We start from the raw sequence: 17,272 nt of genomic DNA, 5'->3' as shown, positions 1-17,272 counted from the left end.
AAATAAAAGCAGAATAGAAAGGAACCATCATGAACAGAACCTACATAAATTTCCCTTTTACCACTATCATAAAGGGGTTCCTTACAGTATGTTTACTAATTTTAAGTCTCACTTCATTTTCTACATTACATGTATCAGCAAATACCTATACAGCATTTAATTATAATTCGAAAGTGCCATTACCAAAAGCCCACCAAGAGTATTTATATAATCTGTGTAAACAACGGGGGATATCATATCGATCGGCACTTGCAATCATTAAAATAGAAAGTAATTTTCATGCAAACGCTCGAAATAAGGAAAGCTACGGTTACTTCCAAATTGCAAAAGTAAACCATAAAAGTCTGGCCAAAACTCTAAACACTGCAAACAAACCAACAGATCCTTACATTAATATCAAATGGGGTACATATATGCTTTCTTCTTTACAAAAGAAGTATAAAGCAAAAGGATATCGTGGCGTAAAATTAACAGAAGCCATTTTAAGTGCTTACAATAAAGGTGTTGGTGGTTATGAACGAACAGGAAAAGCTACTTCATATATCGCTAAGTATAATAAAGCGTTAAAAGTCGTAAATTCATGGTTCTAAGATCATAATCAAAAGTTAAGTTCAATAATAATAGACAAGGAGCAATTCAGATGAATTGCTCCTTGTCTATTATTATTTCGATAAGTAAATACAAAACTTCAAATTTCTATTGAATGTTAACTTAACATTTTCCCGGCGTATCAATAATGTAGACTTACGCATCAACATATTTGTAACCAGTAGTTACTACTTGTCTATAATAGGTCAGCTCTCGACCAAATTTCTGAAAGTATTCGATATGAATAAACGAAGGACTATGCAAATAAATTATTATTCAAAGTCTTTCGTTGATCAGTTATATTAAGTTATATTTTAATGACAATTTAATTTTCAGCATTTTTAACAGTAATCATTTCTACGCCTCCGTTTTAACTGTTTAAATAGTTTTTAATGATTTTCAACTAACGCGTCCGTTAGTTCAATAAGATTCTTAAATCTTTTGTGCTGTATAACAAATTAATACATCTGTCTCTTCATTAGTTCCTGGCTTAAAATATGATTCTCCCAGAGAAACTCTACCAATTATAAAATCTTTATTTTTAGGCAATATTTTGGTAAAACTTAAGTTTGGAAATCTTGATTTATTAAGATTCAACTCATTATATAGATTCCATAAAGTAATACAGTTAAAACTTTCTTTTGAAAAAAAGAATAAACGATTCCATCCATATGTTACATCATCTTCGGATTTAAATTCTTTATAGTAAATATTCTTTTCATTAATTTGTTTCCAATTTTCTTTAGATTTCTCCTTTTCAAAGAGTATTCTTTGTATATTAGTCAAATTTCTAACTTCAAATTTAAGATCATCGAGACAATAAATCTTGTACTTGTTATGAAACAACCAATTTATGAATTGTGTTAATGCTCTGTGCTCATCTAATTCTATAATGTATCTATTTATTTTCGATAATTGCATTTTAGTTAATGGTGCTTCTGAATCTATAATATTTCCAATTTCATCAAACCAATTATATTCTTCAATAGTAGATGGTTCATGTTTCTCTAAAAACATAGCTTGTGTCTCCAATCATTTTATAGAGCATTGATTAAAATATATTTTCGTTTAATTAATTTTAGCGTATTTCCATGTTTAACTAAACTGCCAAATACGTAAATAAAAAAGCAGCTCAATGCTGCTTTTGATCATCAACTAATGTGCTGTTAGTTTGATAAGTTAGCGAATCTAATCGTTAATTATTTACATTGGTATGTATCCTTTTGAAAGGTAAATATATATTACAACAGGAATGAAACTAAAGACCATAGCAAGATTACTTAAAGCTAATAATCTATTCTTGGAATAGCAACCTATAAAAAATCCAATTGGATTAAGAATGAATGTTAACAATCCATAAGGTTCTTGAACATTAGATACCACATAAGGAATCCATGAAAGTAAACCAAGTAGAAAAAGTGTTAAAGATATCCAATAATATATTTTTTTCTTTAATTTGCCTGTAATCAATTTTCCCATTTATTTCTAACCCCCATTTCAATAATTAATTACTACAATTTTAATTAGCTATTGAAATACCATTCCCACAAAAAACCTTTTTCAGGATGATGAAGGCTAAATAGTGCCAAAATAATAAACACGATTATTAATGTGCCAAAAGTTCCAATGATTATAATCTTTTGTTCCTTATTCATTTGTTTCACACCTTAGTATATTTTGATTAACTCTTTATTAAAAATAAAACTTATTTTTCAATCTAATACGAATATCAATTTTTTATTTCCTAATATTTCTTCTCCAATTCTTGTCACGAAATGTTTTATACTTTAAGAATAGGAAGAACTATTTAAAAAAAGAGTGGGGTAAATCTTAAATTTTTCTTAAATTCTATTAACTGGATCTAAGATCTAAACATTTCTATCAATAATCTTCTTCAAACGCCGGAATTTTGGTAAGTACCATCGTAAAAAATGTCTGACTTGTTCCTTTGTAAATTTCTTTCTTCATTTGTAAATATTTTCACTTAAACTATACTGCTTGTTAGCATAATAAAAATGCTCCAAAACAGCCTTTAATGATTTCAACTAACGCGCCAGTTAGTTGAATTAGCTTTTATCCCCTTTTTTATACCAATGAAAAAAAAGAACGACTTCAGTTATCAAATATACAACTGCTATCCATATAAATATATAGATTTTATTCGAATCAAAAGGTATTTTTTGATTTATCAATAAGGTCAATAAGATTGCAATTAATACACCAGTTAAAATAACTAAAAATTGTTTGACCCTTTTTATTATATAAGTTTTCATTTTTCACCTCGATCAAAATAGCCTTTTTTCATATTCTATTTTGAGAGTAAAAAATAAGACCGCTGAAGCAGTCCACTTTATGTAACTAATGCGCCAGTTAGTTAAACAAGAAATTAATATTCTCTTAGAGTAAAACGCATTTATATTAAATGCGCAGCCAAGTAAGCAATCCATTTTGCAATATTACAACATCTGGTTTGCAATATTATTGACATATTGTTTAATTATTTTAGAATTACCAAAATTTGCAACAAATGTAAGTTCATAATAAATACCACCTTTTGAAAAGATAAGTGTATTTTCTATTAGTTCGCCAACCTCTTGAGTTTTACCAAGTTCAAATGATACTCCTAAAGTTGAATAACCAGTATAATTACCACTTACCCCACCTTTTAATTGAACAATTTCTTCAGGTTCATCAGTATCAAGTTCTACAAGTCCATTAGACTCATCAACTTCATAATCAAGGTCTACATCCTCACCAGACTCAAAACCAGATTCAAGTTCATGCTTGTAATTATAAATTGAAACATTAATTACAAATAGCTTTGAATTGTCAATTTGAGAAAGACTATAACGTACGCCTAATTTCCTACCATTATGATTATAATCATCTATTTGTAATGATTCACTAGGTACAACCTTAAGAGGCAAATTTTTAGGAATCTTTATTTTAAAAGGAAGAGAATTTAAACCTTCTTCTAGCGATGAGGCTTCATAGGTGATCGGTATCATCTTTCTTTGCTCTTTTGTAAGATTATTTGGTTGCTCAAACTTTTTTAATTTAGAAGTATCTAATGATTGATTCATACGTTTCTCACATCCAAACAGTATTAAGATTAAAGTCAAACTAAGTAATAATATTTTTTTCATTTTTAAGCTCCATTTGTTATTTACCTATAATTTTAAGTTTAATTGAAAATGCTGGAAAGTGGTATTTATTGTAATAACTTACTACAATAATTTGCCAATTCGAGAAATAAAAATAGGCGCCTAAGCAGCCTTTCTTGTTATTGAACAAACGCGCCAGCTAGTTGAATAAGGAGTTAGATAGTATCAATCTATTACAAAATAATCATCAAAGCTTTCACCAACCAAATTAAACAACATTCGGTAATCCCCTAAACGTTCGTTTTTGTAGACAATCGGTACGAATGAAACAACAAAATCAAATCCATAAACGATTTTGTGATAATGTTTAGAACAATCCCACTCATCAATATGTAACGAAATACCACTCATTTCAACAGTTAATTGATTTTCATCAAAATCTCGACCGAAATGCTTGTTAAATTGTCTTTTACTACCCTCTTTATACGAATGAAAACATTCCCAAAATCCTTCAATCGTCTGTTGTTCAATCGCCTTTTCTACCGCCCATTTTCGTAAATTGTTCGTATTCATCTGTGAAACTCCTTTAGAAGACAACTTATTTTCTTTCTCATTATAACAATCCTTAATGAAGGATACTTCCATATTTTTTGAATAAGAAAAAGAGTTGCCGAAGCAACTCAATGATCTTTAACTAACGTGCAAAGTTAGTTGAAGAAAAAACTTATCAATGATATAAAAAGCACCTTCACTCGTTAACTGTTTTTAACAGTTGATGTGCTTTTTTATAATACAATAAACAATAATAAAAAATAACTATTTAAATCATTTAAATCTTAATACTGAATAAACTTAAATGGCGTTTTATTTCCATTACGATCGGTTGCACTATAAAACAGTTCATTACCAGAACTAAAATATACTTTTGATAATTGGATATTTCCATATCGATCAGAAGTCTTCTTCGCCATTCGAATTGAACCATTGAATATTTCCACTAATGTATATGGCTCGGTTTTACCAATCATTGTTCCACCAATCTTCGTCCATTTTACAGTTGGTGGAATTGTATCTTTTAAAACTTTAATTGATTTTACTTTACTTGGAAGATATCCTGTTTTACCAATTGAAACTTTTAGAAAGATACCCGCTTTTTCAATTGATTCTTTTCCTATATTCACTATGAAATTTCCGTATTTATCTGCTTTTCCGACAAATGTTTTAGTCTTAGACTTTACGTTAACAGTTGCAAATGGTACTGTATGACCTTTAACAAGTGGACTTGAGTCTGTAACTGGATCAATTTTCACATTACTTATGGTTGGTTTCCAATTGTTTAATTTATTTACATTGCTTTTACTAACTTGGAATGAGGAAAATTCTTGCCCTTCACCAATTCGGTATTTTGCTTGAGCACTTACTTCAAATTTCTTAGCAAAAGGCTTATTTAATATTAAATTAAAATAACCTTCTTCATTTGATTTAATCTTTTTAATAAGTTTATTAGATGTTCCTTGTTCTGTAAAAGTTAATGTTACTTCTGAATTGGGATGAGTTTTTCCATAAACCTCTTTACCATTGAATGGTAATTCTCCTAGTGTTAATGGAAACTTTAGTCCATCTGAAGTAGGGTTAATAGGCGAAAAAGCTTTCATTCCTTTATAAGTTGCAATCAGTGTTGCATTGCCTACTTCTTCAGGAATTAATTGTTTTGATGGATTTACTGAGTATTTACCATATTGATTATCATAAGTTAAAGATAAGGAAACATCTTTTAAGGGAATTTCTACAACTGTAGAATCTCGCTTAATACCTTCAACCTTCAAGTTAATTGCATTCCTATTTCCAACATTAATGTTTGATGGATTAATTCTAATGGATGAAAACTCAGAGAAAAAACCTTCAGTAGAGAAAAAATAACTAGTGTTATCATTATCAATTTGTAGAATTGTTCGATTTTCATTCATCTCTACTTTATAAATATTAGATAATTCTTCTAAAATCTTAAAGTCCGGAAAATTAATTACCGACAAAGAATCATTTTTTTCAGCATGGTCAATTTGAAGATAGATATGCTTATTCCATTTATCAAAATATACTTTTTTGATTTGATTTTTTAATACATAATTTTTTAACTCTATACTTGTAACATCTTTAAATGAATGCTTTGTGTCTAAAATTTGAAGATTATTATCGTTTGAAAGAACGATTAACCATTTCCCATTTTGAGATAGTTCAAGTGATTTAATATTCTTAAGAGTAGTAAAAGTTTGCTTAATTTTACCAGTTCCTAAATCAATTTTGTAACCCTTTCCACCCCCAAAAGCAAGGATACTATTAGTAGTTGGTTGAATAATCATATTTTCAACACTATTTACAGATAAAGGTAGCTTAATATCGATCTTGTAAGGTTTAACATTTTCTTGTGTTGTCCAAGAAACTATGTATTTATTTTTTGAATTTTCGCTATATACCGCGCTAAATAATTTATTACCTTCTACATCTTTAATAAACAAACTCCCTGGAAAGAGTTCTTCAGCCAACACATAGTGTTGAAAATAGTAATAGGCAAACGGCGAAAGAAAACTTGATCTTTCAGAAGTAGATTGCTTCGGGTTATTAAATAAAGGATTTATTTTTGTATTAATTATCTTATTCGTATTTAGGTCTCGAATAGATTCATTGCTTTTTCCGTTAAAAATAACATAGTTTAAATGTAATTGATTACTTGTGTCATATGATGTAGTAAGTAATCCTGAGTGATTTGATAATTCAGAATCAGTTTTCTCAATTGAAATTGCTTTTGCATCAATAAAAATTCCGAGTGCTAGAAAAAAAACTAAGAAATAAATTACAAACTTTTTGATTTTCATGTTGACTTCCCCTTTTGTTAATTATGAAATTATAGAAAATTTTCCCATCAAACTATTTTATCACAACAATTATTACACTTTTTTGATAATACAAATAAATTTTTTGGTAAATAATTCAAAATATATCCCAAGAATTTATTTTAACTCTACTACTTGAAATTCGTTCAACTTGTTATTTAACTATTACTCAAAGTTAATAAAGCAACAAATGTGTTACTTTTCGATAGCCTTAGTATATTCTTCGATTAATTTTTTTTGCTCATCTTCATTTCTAATTAAAATATCTCCATGAACGGGAAATGCTATATTATGCCACTTAAAATTAGTCATGTAACTTGTTATAAATAAATATGTTTTACCCTCTTGAAGTAATTGATCCTTGTTAGATAAGACTAGTTTTCCATTTAGGTATCCACCTTGCTGGTTGACAGTAACAGTATTCGATACTTTTCCCTTTATATTGTGTTTAACTTTCACGTTATATTGAGTTTGTGGATATCTAGGATCAAATTTTTTTTCACCTGTTTTTTTAATTACTTCACCAATAAAAACATTGTCGCCGAACTCGACCAGCTCATTAGGATCACTTAAATTAATCTTTTTCGTTTCTGCTGTAAAATGTGTAGATTGATCTTTTGAGCTTTTTGTATAATCACTTGTTTCTTTCTTTAAACTTGAAGAATTAGCAAGATTCCTTTTATTTTCAGTTGTAAAAATTGATGAAGATGTTGCACTTATAATAATGATTAACACTGAGGCTGCAATCATCGGCATTCCATAAAGAAACCACTTAGATTTTTGTTTTTTCATTTCACTTTTTGCCTTCAAAACACCTGCTTTACTTCTTTCTCTTATTTCTTTAGGTATCTCAATTTTATCGATTTCTTCCTTAATATTATTTCTCATTGTATACATCTCCCTTCAATTCATTTCGAAGTTTCCCTAAAGCTCTATACAATATTGTTTTAGCTGTCCCTAATGGAATTTTTAATGTTTCTGCAACCTCTTTTATTGTTAATCCTTGATAATATCTTAAAATTATTACACTTTTTTCTTGTTCATTTAATTGGTCAATTAAATCTTGAATCGTAATAACTAAATCTATGTCATTTACATTCTCTTCTGCAATCGTATGTATACATTCTTGTGATAAATTAATATCATTTTTTTGTTTTTTGATTAAGCTTAATGCACAATTAATCGTAATTCTTATCAACCATGTTTTAAAAAGTTTTGGTTCTTTCAAATTTTTTATAGCTTTAAATGATCGATACGCTGTTTCTTGTACAATCTCAAGAGCATCATCCTGGTTTTTGACATAAATAAATGCAGTTCTGTATACAACTGTTTCATATTCATTAAATAATGATAAAAATGATTGTTCATTACCTTTTTGAGCTTTTTTCACTAATTGAAGTATTTTGTGAACCAAGATCATTCATCCCTTTCACAAATTAGATTGTAAAATCTTTAATTTGGCTTTCACTTTTTTTATTTTACAAAAAAAAACATCCTGCGTTAGTCCCAGGTTGTTTCCTCAAAATCTCAGTAATTTACCTAAAGAATGAAATTTTTTCTACGATATCATTTTAATTATTTTTCTCTCGAACCTTAAAATCAATTTGAGAGTTTATATAATAATTTCGTTCTATTTCCTTGCCATTCTGCTCTGTTTCAATATAAAAATCAGCCCTACCATTTAATAAGTAGTAACCTGAAGGAAATCTCTTTGTTTTCCAAACTTTTTTAACAAAGTTAATGTAATCTTCTGTGTCATCTTCACCGTACCCCCCGCCACCTTCTTTGTATTCTTCGCGAAGTGGCTTACCTTTATATAATGTTGTTTTAATTAGTGGTTGTGTCATAGCATAGGTTAAATCATAATTTCTAGTTTTCTCTGTCACATCAAAATAAAAAGGTGAAGACGCATGAAATATGTTTACTTTTTCCTGATTTCCAACATACTCCAATTCTGCATAAATCTTAACTTTTTCACCATTTTCATACTCTTGTTTTTCAGAAACAATACGATAAATGAAGTCTCTTACTCTAACTTCAGACTTAGTATTCATTGCATTATATTTATCCAAAACTGACTCTTTCTGTTTTGTTTCTTTATTTATTGTACAACTTGATAAAATCAATATAGATATCATTGTTAACAACAAAAAAAGTTTTTTCATACATAACCCCCTTGTAAAATTTTGCATAATTTAATATTTAGATATTTTATTTGCCTAAAGATCAAAATCCCTTCTTTAATTAGACTAGCAAAACTTTTATTTGGCTTTACTTTTTTTAAAAAAATTTATATAAAAAAAAAACAACCCGAGTTATTCTTAGGATGTTCTAAAATATTTAAAACTTGATTTTTGCATTGTCTATTCTTGATGCTGGTTACTAAATTGTTTTATCAAAAACTCATATTTGAATGGATGCTCTTTCCAATGTAACTAACGCGCCAGTTAGTTGATTAAGTACACAGTCGAAAATTCAGGAAACACTACTTAAAACGAACAATTTTAGGCTTTATTCTTTCGTATTCTAAAAAAGATGACTAAAATAATCGTACAAATACATCCAATTACTATAGATTTAAATAGAGTATCAAAAATATTTCTTTGAAAGTTTTCTTGGAAATTTACATTTTTGGTTGGTTTTTTTCCATTACCTAGAATTGTTAGGTCTTTTTGTGCTAAGCTAAACTCTTTTGTAGAATCGCATATGGTAGTTGTAAGCGATTGAGAGTTTTCTCCATACATTTTAGAAGAACTGGCATAAACAAGATAATTTTGCCCTTTGATGAAGTTAATTCCACAGTCACCGTCACCTTGCCCTGTTTTAATAATTACTTGAGAATCACTAATGCCTTTCCACGTTTTGGATACTTTAAAAAGCACTTTTTTATAGTTAGGGTTTGAAAATTTAGTCTTTTTAATATCAATTACTTTACCACTGAATACAGCCTTAGATTGAGAGAATTCCTCTTGTACAGTTTGTTCTTTCACGCATGAACAAGCAAAAGTTGCACGTGGTTTTAATGTTAATGTTGAAGTGCTAGTCAACAAAATTAGAATTAAAAAAACACCGAATTTTTTCATTTAATCAACTCCAAATAATAAACTTTACATCGCTTGTCTGTTCTTTTTAATAATGTCTAATTTCCATAATATGTTAATGAATTTATTCGATTAAAAGTTAATAAACCCTTTATCTATTTAACTAATAGCAAGCTAGTGCCAAAAAAATAGACTACCGTAGTAGCCTACCATTGTTTAACAAACGCATCCGTTAGTTACATAAGGTAATTTCAAATAATTTTTTTATCATCTATAAAATAGTGCAAAAACTGCAATTAAAATAATAATTAATACTAATCTAGTTCAAACTGGAATTCTGTTTTTACTCAATTTTTCGATGGCAGATTTATGATAAAACATGTACCTTTTTTTAATTCGCTCTTAATCATAATTTTTCCACCCATTTGCTTCACGATTTGATAACATACTGATAACCCTAGCCCTGTTCCTTTTTCTTTTGTTGAATAATAAGGGCTACCTATTTTTTTCAACTGGTCTTCGGTCATTCCAACACCGTTATCTCTAATTTGAATAGATACGAAGCCATCGGAATTTTTTTCAGCAGAAATCCAGATTTCTCCTTCACTTTTAATTGCTTCAATCGCATTTTTAATGAGGTTAATTAACAATTGTTGAATTTCTAGTTTAAGTCCCTCAACTTCGAGTGATGATTCCACTTGCTGTGAAATATGAATACTGTTTAAAATAGCGTATGAATGCATCACATCAATCGTTTGTTGAATGACTGAAGTTAAATCAATGGTTTCATAATGTTCGATTTGTGGCTTTGCTAGAGCTAAATATTGATTAATGATTCCTTGTGCGCGGTCTAATTCATCAATCGAAATGTTAATGTACATTTGCTGTTCCTTGGTTAAATTTTCTTTCAGCATTAATTGCATGAACCCCCGGACAGATGTCATTGGATTGCGAATTTCATGTGCAACCGAAGCAGCCAGTTGACTGACAACATTCATTTTTTCCATTCTAATTAACTCATGCTTCATTTCAATTTGCTCATTCATGTTTTCAATTAAATAAATGATCACAATTAGGGTTGCCAAAACAATAAGAGAAGAGCTAAATTCAAAAATAGTTTGCTTATAGTCTCCTTTTAATAGAAGAAAGATCCCTCTTGTGATTGGAATCATCATATAAAATAAGCTGATTACTAAGACTTTACCTTTTATTCTATATCGGTGAAACGCACTTGTTACAGGCATTAGCAATAGACAAAACACTGTATAATTGCCTAAAAGAATCAACAGCCTCTGGTCGGTAAAAATAGCGATTACAAGCAGTGCCATAAAGGCTGCAAATCCTACCCGTTTACTACCGTATATAAAAGACAGGATTATAGCGACTGCTTTAAAGTCATACTTATAAATTTCTGAATAAGGGACTGGCTGGGTCATTGTAAAAACTAAAATAATCAGCATGAATAGAAAAAATTTCGAACGAATTTTTTTCTGTTTCCTTTCTCTTTCTTTTAAAAAAATTTGATAGATGAGGATTGTAAAAAGAATGAAGACCACATGCAAGCACATGCTTTGGATTGACTCCCACATACTGTTCCCTACTTCCTAAATTTATGTGCCTTTTGTGATTTTCGACAAAATTTGGGAATTTCCTCTTCAAATAAGTAAAAACTCTGGTATTTATATCGTAGAGTTAAACTATATTGCAGTTGTAACTACTACTATTACCAAATACGATTAGGCATTAAAAAATTGGTCAGGTTTTTCTACTTAAATACTAAAAGTACCTTCAAATCCTATAATATAAATCCCTAATAAAATATTTTATTAAATACAAAAAAGAGTCAATCATTTCGACCCCTAAGTTTGTTGAACTATCGCGCCAGTTAGTTAAATAAGGAATTACGTTTAATCTTTTAGTTTTAATAGATATTAAATTAACATATCAATAATTTTTTTAAGATGTTCTTCATTATCGTCTATGTTAACTTGGTTACTAAGATGTTTACTTAATCTTAAAAACTCTGGAACATTCATGGTATCCATACTGCTAAGTTCCTAAATATAACTTAATAAAAGAGGAATAAAAAAAGCTCTATTACATTAATAAAAAATTAATCGTAATAAAGAGCAATTTAACTACCTATTTATTTCTTCTATAATACTTTCATTATCCTGGTAATTAAAACCGTTAATCCTTTATTCCATCTAAAAATTGTGTTATGGATTAACATCTACACCAAATGGACCATCTCCGGTTCCTATAAAAGTTTCGGCAGTATTAGAAGGTCCACTGTACACTCCTAAATTGTCAGCATTCTCGTCCGCCACGTAAATTTTGTTTGTATTTGGATTAATACCAACACCACGTGGGCCAAGACCTGTATTTAAAGTAGCAATAACTGTATTACTATTTCCATCTATTACAGAAACAGTAAAAGCGGTTTGGTTTGCTACATATATACGGTTTGAATTTTTATTTACACCTAAAGCAATAGGTACAGTACCAACTGCAACTGTTGTTAAAACAGTATTCGTATTTCCATCGATTACTGTAACATCATTGCTACCTGAATTTGCAACGTAAATTCTATTCGTGTTTGGATTTACTCCTACATCTTCTGGTGCAGTACCAACTGTAATGGTAGTTATGACTGTATTAAAGTTTCCATCAATAACACTGACATTATTACTAAACTGGTTTGCAACGTAAATTTCATTCGTATTCGTATTGACTTTAATACCAGATGGTCCATCACCTACTGTCACTGTCGTAATTAATAAATTTGTACTTCCATCAATTACAGTAACATTATCTGATCCTTGGTTCGCAACGTATAGTCTGTTTGTAATAGGATTTACAGCTACTTCATCTGGACCAGTTCCTACCGGGATTGTAGCTATAATTGTATTTGTATCTCCATCAATAACTGAGACATTATCACTAGAGAAATTTGCAACATAAATTCGATTAGTAACTGGATTTACCGATACACCTCTTGGAGAAGTGCCTACTGAGACAGTAGTAATCACAGAGTTTGTACTTCCATCAATTACTGTAACATCATTACTGTTTGTGTTAGACACATAAATTCGGTTAACTGATGTTGGGAACGCTGGTCCTGTTACTCCTGTTACCCCCGTTGCTCCTGTTACTCCTGTTGCCCCTGTTTCACCTGTTGCTCCTGTTGCCCCCGTTGCTCCTGTTTCACCTGTTACTCCTGTTACTCCTGTTACTCCTGTTACTCCTGTTACCCCTGTTGCTCCTGTTGCTCCTGTTGCCCCCGTTGCTCCTGTTGCCCCCGTTGCTCCTGTTGCCCCCGTTGCTCCTGTTGCCCCCGTTGCTCCTGTTGCTCCTGTTGCCCCTGTTGCTCCTGTTGCTCCTGTTGCCCCCGTTGCTCCTGTTGCCCCTGTTGGGCCTGTTGGGCCTGTTACTCCTGTTGCTCCTGTTGCCCCCGTTGCTCCTGTTGCCCCTGTTGGGCCTGTTGGGCCTGTTACTCCTGTTGCCCCTGTTGCTCCTGTTGCCCCCGTTGCTCCTGTTGCCCCTGTTGGGCCTGTTGGGCCTGTTACTCCTGTTGCCCCTGTTGCTCCTGTTGCCCCCGTTGCTCCTGTTGCCCCTGTTGGGCCTGTTACTCCTGTTACTCCTGTTGCCCCCGTTGCTCCTGTTGCCCCCGTTGCTCCTGTTGCCCCAGTTGGGCCTGTTACTCCTGTTGCCCCTGTTGCTCCTGTTGGGCCTGTTGGGCCTGTTACTCCTGTTGCCCCTGTTGCTCCTGTTGGGCCTGTTGGGCCTGTTACTCCTGTTGGACCCGGCGGCGCCGTTGGTCCTGGTGGTCCCGGTGGAAATGGCAAATAGATACACCTCCATAAAATAATTGTCGTACTGTTTATATTATTTAATAGAGGACAAGCCTGTTTGGATTTTAATACTATTTCTACTAATATTTGTAAAAACTTTATTTACTAGATTTCTTTCTACCAAATATAGTATTTTTGCTTTTTAGTAATAGTTTGTACGCTATTTTTAAAATCTTTTTCTGTGATGTAGTAGTTAATTTCCATGTCCCTCGCCAATCCTTCGGTTATTTATCTACAATTTGACGTTTAATATGCCATCTTCAAAAAATGTTGCTACAACACTATCACCAACTTTAAGTGTAGCGTGTTCCTGTTTTCCTAAAATATTTTGATCAGTCAATCCGTTTTTCCTGCCAAATAGAGCAAAAAAAATGACCAACGAAGCAGTCCAACGTTGGTCAACTAACGCATCCGTTAGTTGAAGAAGTAATTAAGTTTTCGATATACATTGGTTAGTTCTCCCTTGAAATTACTTATAGTAATCGTATGATTACTATAAACTTCTACTTGTGCAATTAAAAAAACGAGGTGCAAAAGCAACTCGTTTTTACTTCTTACTGTACATCCTTGTTTTTTAGAATCTTATTATTATTATCATAAAAGATTAGATCAGCAGGAAATGGTTCTTTAATTTCTTTTGGTAACTTTTTAAATGTTATAAAATATTGTTGCTTCGGGACGGTTACTGTAAAAGAGTAATCATGGTTCAATAATTTGGCTGTAACATGATCCACTTTTAATCCTACGTTAATTCCCGTTAACAAACCGTATTTACCTTTATCTGTTTCAATTCCAGAATACGCAACTTTACCGTTACCATATCTTGTACTTACAATCTTCATTTTATGATTTAGTCCTTTTTTAAGAACTGCATAGCCATTTTGTGTTGTACTTAATTTAAATGTAGCTATAACAGTATTTGAATCTCCCAATTGATCAACGTCAACTATCTTCGGAATCATTTTACTATTTTCTCCGTGATTCAAAAATTTCATTACATTACTTTGAATCGATTTATTATTATGTTTCACATTAAATTGGCTATTATAGTAAATCAAATAGCCTATCATTGTAACAAATATAATAAGAATTATAGTTTTTTTCACAAATTCTCACCTCTTTTTTAAGGACAAATTTATACCTTGATTACTATTCCATTTTTCAAGACTTGAAACCATATTCTTAGTAATACTTTATTTAAAGAATTTTTTTATTCTGCAATACAAATACTCCTAAGCCCACAATTGCACCTAGAATACCTATTACTAGGATTACTCTAATTAATGGAACTAAATAATCTAAGTGATTCATAAATGTTGAGTAAGTTGTACCATAACCATCACTCTCTATGATTTTATACGGTAATTTAAATAGACCTATTGTTAATCCAATCACCATTACATAAATAAAACCAATATTAATATACTAAATCATTAATTTCTCCACAATTCTTGTTGTCTATTAATAATACCATTCTTATTTAACCTAATGTGTGACATTAGCTGCATTAAAAAAACGAGCTGCAAGCAACTCGTTTTCTTCAACTAACTCGCCAGTTAGTTACATAAGAAATATTATGTATCTTTTTTACTGGAACACTTCACTTTGGAATTTGTACCATTATTTGAATGCATAATTAAATAATCCATAATATAAGGGTCCTAGTAAAATTATTGACGTAATAATGAAAATAGCTAGTTTAATTGCATGTGGCTCATCATCTTCATCATTTGTTTCTTCGTTAAACTTTTTGAAACTAAAAATTGCATCCCATAATAAACCAAAGATAAATACAAATTTCCAAATAAGAGTAGTGAGAAAATGAATATTATTAACATAACCAAATAAACCTACCCAAGTAATTATGGAAATTAGAAAATCTATTCTACCTAATCTAGTTTTATAGCTAACTTTTATAAGTATTCCAATTGCAGCCAGTGCTAGAAATCCTAAGTAACATAACCAAATAATATTACTCATACTTTTCCTGCTTTCCCTTTAGTAATTTTCAATATAATTATAATATGAAACAACCGAAAGGGTAGCATTTTTTCTTATAGAACTAACGCACCAGTTAGTTGAATTAGGAATACTCGTTAAGTTGAAATTTGTTTCTATTTTCTATGTTCGCTTATGATCTAAAAAAAGAAACCAATCAAAAAAATGGTAATGATTATCGTAAAAACTACCGTTACAATTTTTGTATAACGAATATATCCATCGGATAGGTCAGGTTCTTCATTATACATCCATCTTTTTCCCCATAATAAGCTTTCTCTAGTATCAATTATTGTCCATATTAAAATAGCATAAATAGGAATTGCTAAAATAAACATAATAATTTTCCCAGCTATGGATTCACTCAATCTACTTCACTCCAATTCAAATTGAATCATATAAATTATTCGTTTCAAATTGGATTATTCCTTTATTCATTAATTAGCTAACCTCCATATTAGTAAAAAAAGAGCCGGTCAGGACTCCCAAGGTTTTTTAACAAACGCGCCAGTTAGTTGAACATGGACGTTTTAACCCAAAATTTAGCTATTCAGTTTCAATACGGACATTTAATATACCATCCTTGGATCTTGTTACAACAACAGTATCACCGACTTTAAGCTTTGAGTGTTTGCCTACAATATCGGTATCAGTAAATCCATCTTTACTACCATCTTCACAACCGATTTGATGGAATTTATTTTCTTCATTAGCAACTTCAACAACTTCGCACTTAAAAGTATGTAAGCTTGTAACCTCTTTTATGGGGTCCTTTTTTTCATTTGCGGTATTGATATTTTTCGGCTGAGTATTGTTGATTACAGTTGGGTGTTCTTTTACACGATAAAGATAAAAAAAAACAATACTTACTATTAGTCCTAGGCTTACTACGATAGTAGCTACTATAATGCCCATCGTTTTCATTGTTATCTCCCTTCAAGCCAATAGTTTTGATCTTATAAATATCCATATTCCCTAAAGTACTATTGAAATCCTTCTTCAACTAAAGTGCTAGATATTGAAATAGGAGCTGATTTATCAGCTCCTAAGTCCTGTTCAACTAACGCGCCAGTAAGTTGAACAAGATTTTGAAATCTTTTGTTTATATTAATCTCGATATCCATACCCAATTATTTCATGTGATTTTGTATCTGCGTAAACTGCGAACCCACCTAATGTGGGATTATCATTTGAAGGATAGTCTACAATGAAAACTTCTTTTCCAATAAACTTTTTGTCTTTTATAATTCCCATTGATTCTCGAAGGATTATTTTCTGAACACTTGCACCTTTCCAATTCCCATCGATATGCTTTTTATCCTCAATAGTAAGTTGATTCCATACATTTTCTCTGACATCTAATTCTTGTCTTTCATTACTATTTGCTTCCTTCACTTGATGATGTTCAAATTTGTTTGAAGATTTTTTTTGACAACCGGAAAGAGCACAAAATAAAGGAACGGAAGATAGGGCTATCAGAAAAAACTTTTTCAAACCTACACCCCCCATTAATATTTTTTCATCTTATGAATTTAATCTAAAATAAAGTATTCTCCAATAATAGATAAAAACCTTGTTCAACCTCAATGCGAGTTAGAACAAAAAAAAGACCGACTAAATTGTCGATCGTGTTATGTAACTAACGCGCCAGTTAGTTACATAAGGAATAAATGGTTGTTAATTACCTGTGAATCTTATCAAAAGGTATTTAAAGAATATAATAACCACTAATATAATCTTAGTAAAGATTATATTTCTTTTTTCTCTATTAAATATAAAACAAAAGCGAGACAACA

At 30.7% G+C, this 17,272-nt stretch carries 20 protein-coding genes; 1 reads left to right on the top strand and 19 read right to left on the bottom strand.

Features of this window, described 5'->3' with window-relative positions; all coding sequences use genetic code 11:
- Window positions 1-29 precede the first annotated feature (29 nt).
- Window positions 30-590: a transglycosylase SLT domain-containing protein gene (locus ACX6U0_RS00400; protein ID WP_464958031.1), complete on the top strand. Its 561-nt coding sequence runs from the start codon at window positions 30-32 to the stop codon at window positions 588-590.
- A gap of 430 nt (window positions 591-1,020) precedes the next feature.
- Here the strand turns inward: ACX6U0_RS00400 and ACX6U0_RS00395 are convergent, their stop codons facing one another.
- The 19 genes from ACX6U0_RS00395 to ACX6U0_RS00305 all read right to left on the bottom strand — a co-directional run bounded on the left by ACX6U0_RS00395 (window position 1,021) and on the right by ACX6U0_RS00305 (window position 16,970).
- Entirely contained in the window at window positions 1,021-1,605 is a 585-nt protein-coding gene (locus ACX6U0_RS00395; protein ID WP_464958030.1) for a hypothetical protein, read from the bottom strand.
- Between the two features lie 186 nt (window positions 1,606-1,791).
- Window positions 1,792-2,067, bottom strand: a complete 276-nt coding sequence (locus ACX6U0_RS00390) for a hypothetical protein (protein WP_464958029.1) — start codon at window positions 2,065-2,067, stop codon at window positions 1,792-1,794.
- A 977-nt stretch (window positions 2,068-3,044) separates the two neighbouring features.
- Window positions 3,045-3,734: a hypothetical protein gene (locus ACX6U0_RS00385; RefSeq protein WP_464958028.1), complete on the bottom strand. Its 690-nt coding sequence runs from the start codon at window positions 3,732-3,734 to the stop codon at window positions 3,045-3,047.
- A gap of 183 nt (window positions 3,735-3,917) precedes the next feature.
- Window positions 3,918-4,265: a hypothetical protein gene (locus ACX6U0_RS00380; protein ID WP_464958027.1), complete on the bottom strand. Its 348-nt coding sequence runs from the start codon at window positions 4,263-4,265 to the stop codon at window positions 3,918-3,920.
- Window positions 4,266-4,528: 263 nt separating this feature from the next.
- Window positions 4,529-6,565, bottom strand: coding sequence for a YncE family protein (locus ACX6U0_RS00375; RefSeq protein WP_464958026.1), 2,037 nt, complete (start codon window positions 6,563-6,565; stop codon window positions 4,529-4,531).
- 213 nt (window positions 6,566-6,778) lie between these two features.
- On the bottom strand, window positions 6,779-7,471 hold the full coding sequence (locus ACX6U0_RS00370; protein ID WP_464958025.1) for a hypothetical protein: 693 nt from the start codon (window positions 7,469-7,471) through the stop codon (window positions 6,779-6,781).
- The gene (locus ACX6U0_RS00365; protein ID WP_464958024.1) at window positions 7,461-7,997 is read right to left on the bottom strand and encodes a sigma-70 family RNA polymerase sigma factor; all 537 of its coding nucleotides are present in this window, start codon (window positions 7,995-7,997) and stop codon (window positions 7,461-7,463) included. The genes ACX6U0_RS00370 and ACX6U0_RS00365 overlap by 11 nt, the downstream gene beginning before the upstream one ends.
- 157 nt (window positions 7,998-8,154) lie before the next feature.
- On the bottom strand, window positions 8,155-8,748 hold the full coding sequence (locus ACX6U0_RS00360; RefSeq protein ID WP_464958023.1) for a hypothetical protein: 594 nt from the start codon (window positions 8,746-8,748) through the stop codon (window positions 8,155-8,157).
- 339 nt (window positions 8,749-9,087) lie between these two features.
- Complete coding sequence (locus ACX6U0_RS00355; protein ID WP_464958022.1) at window positions 9,088-9,666, bottom strand: hypothetical protein; 579 nt, start codon at window positions 9,664-9,666, stop codon at window positions 9,088-9,090.
- A gap of 305 nt (window positions 9,667-9,971) precedes the next feature.
- The gene (locus ACX6U0_RS00350; RefSeq protein WP_464958021.1) at window positions 9,972-11,213 is read right to left on the bottom strand and encodes an ATP-binding protein; all 1,242 of its coding nucleotides are present in this window, start codon (window positions 11,211-11,213) and stop codon (window positions 9,972-9,974) included.
- Window positions 11,214-11,843: 630 nt separating this feature from the next.
- Window positions 11,844-13,472, bottom strand: coding sequence for a YVTN family beta-propeller repeat-containing protein (locus ACX6U0_RS00345; protein ID WP_464958020.1), 1,629 nt, complete (start codon window positions 13,470-13,472; stop codon window positions 11,844-11,846).
- Window positions 13,473-13,710: 238 nt separating this feature from the next.
- Window positions 13,711-13,857: a hypothetical protein gene (locus ACX6U0_RS00340; protein WP_464958019.1), complete on the bottom strand. Its 147-nt coding sequence runs from the start codon at window positions 13,855-13,857 to the stop codon at window positions 13,711-13,713.
- A gap of 175 nt (window positions 13,858-14,032) precedes the next feature.
- Window positions 14,033-14,584, bottom strand: coding sequence for a hypothetical protein (locus tag ACX6U0_RS00335; protein ID WP_464958018.1), 552 nt, complete (start codon window positions 14,582-14,584; stop codon window positions 14,033-14,035).
- Window positions 14,585-14,675: 91 nt separating this feature from the next.
- On the bottom strand, window positions 14,676-14,876 hold the full coding sequence (locus ACX6U0_RS00330; RefSeq protein WP_464958017.1) for a hypothetical protein: 201 nt from the start codon (window positions 14,874-14,876) through the stop codon (window positions 14,676-14,678).
- Window positions 14,877-15,098: 222 nt separating this feature from the next.
- Window positions 15,099-15,458 (bottom strand): hypothetical protein, encoded by a 360-nt coding sequence (locus ACX6U0_RS00325; RefSeq protein ID WP_464958016.1) that lies wholly within the window; start codon window positions 15,456-15,458, stop codon window positions 15,099-15,101.
- Window positions 15,459-15,616: 158 nt separating this feature from the next.
- Window positions 15,617-15,844: a hypothetical protein gene (locus tag ACX6U0_RS00320; RefSeq protein ID WP_464958015.1), complete on the bottom strand. Its 228-nt coding sequence runs from the start codon at window positions 15,842-15,844 to the stop codon at window positions 15,617-15,619.
- 178 nt (window positions 15,845-16,022) lie between these two features.
- The gene (locus ACX6U0_RS00315) at window positions 16,023-16,400 is read right to left on the bottom strand and encodes a hypothetical protein (RefSeq protein WP_464958014.1); all 378 of its coding nucleotides are present in this window, start codon (window positions 16,398-16,400) and stop codon (window positions 16,023-16,025) included.
- A gap of 59 nt (window positions 16,401-16,459) precedes the next feature.
- The gene (locus ACX6U0_RS00310; RefSeq protein ID WP_464958013.1) at window positions 16,460-16,600 is read right to left on the bottom strand and encodes a hypothetical protein; all 141 of its coding nucleotides are present in this window, start codon (window positions 16,598-16,600) and stop codon (window positions 16,460-16,462) included.
- Window positions 16,584-16,970, bottom strand: coding sequence for a hypothetical protein (locus tag ACX6U0_RS00305; protein WP_464958012.1), 387 nt, complete (start codon window positions 16,968-16,970; stop codon window positions 16,584-16,586). The genes ACX6U0_RS00310 and ACX6U0_RS00305 overlap by 17 nt, the downstream gene beginning before the upstream one ends.
- Window positions 16,971-17,272 lie beyond the last annotated feature (302 nt).

This window comes from Gottfriedia sp. ABJ_BB2_2, assembly GCF_055484705.1.
The sequence above is the reverse complement of the archived record's forward strand: the minus strand, read 5'-3'. Positions and strand labels throughout refer to the sequence as shown.

Bases quoted from the DNA above. Each gene is read 5' to 3' on its own strand.
- ACX6U0_RS00400 (WP_464958031.1), top strand. From the start codon at position 30: ATGAACAGAACCTACATAAATTTCCCTTTTACCACTATCATAAAGGGG.
- ACX6U0_RS00395 (WP_464958030.1), bottom strand. From the start codon at position 1,605: ATGTTTTTAGAGAAACATGAACCATCTACTATTGAAGAATATAATTGG.
- ACX6U0_RS00390 (WP_464958029.1), bottom strand. From the start codon at position 2,067: ATGGGAAAATTGATTACAGGCAAATTAAAGAAAAAAATATATTATTGG.
- ACX6U0_RS00385 (WP_464958028.1), bottom strand. From the start codon at position 3,734: ATGAAAAAAATATTATTACTTAGTTTGACTTTAATCTTAATACTGTTT.
- ACX6U0_RS00380 (WP_464958027.1), bottom strand. From the start codon at position 4,265: ATGAATACGAACAATTTACGAAAATGGGCGGTAGAAAAGGCGATTGAA.
- ACX6U0_RS00375 (WP_464958026.1), bottom strand. From the start codon at position 6,565: ATGAAAATCAAAAAGTTTGTAATTTATTTCTTAGTTTTTTTTCTAGCA.
- ACX6U0_RS00370 (WP_464958025.1), bottom strand. From the start codon at position 7,471: ATGAGAAATAATATTAAGGAAGAAATCGATAAAATTGAGATACCTAAA.
- ACX6U0_RS00360 (WP_464958023.1), bottom strand. From the start codon at position 8,748: ATGAAAAAACTTTTTTTGTTGTTAACAATGATATCTATATTGATTTTA.
- ACX6U0_RS00355 (WP_464958022.1), bottom strand. From the start codon at position 9,666: ATGAAAAAATTCGGTGTTTTTTTAATTCTAATTTTGTTGACTAGCACT.
- ACX6U0_RS00350 (WP_464958021.1), bottom strand. From the start codon at position 11,213: ATGTGGGAGTCAATCCAAAGCATGTGCTTGCATGTGGTCTTCATTCTT.
- ACX6U0_RS00330 (WP_464958017.1), bottom strand. From the start codon at position 14,876: ATGGTGATTGGATTAACAATAGGTCTATTTAAATTACCGTATAAAATC.
- ACX6U0_RS00325 (WP_464958016.1), bottom strand. From the start codon at position 15,458: ATGAGTAATATTATTTGGTTATGTTACTTAGGATTTCTAGCACTGGCT.
- ACX6U0_RS00315 (WP_464958014.1), bottom strand. From the start codon at position 16,400: ATGAAAACGATGGGCATTATAGTAGCTACTATCGTAGTAAGCCTAGGA.
- ACX6U0_RS00310 (WP_464958013.1), bottom strand. From the start codon at position 16,600: ATGGATATCGAGATTAATATAAACAAAAGATTTCAAAATCTTGTTCAA.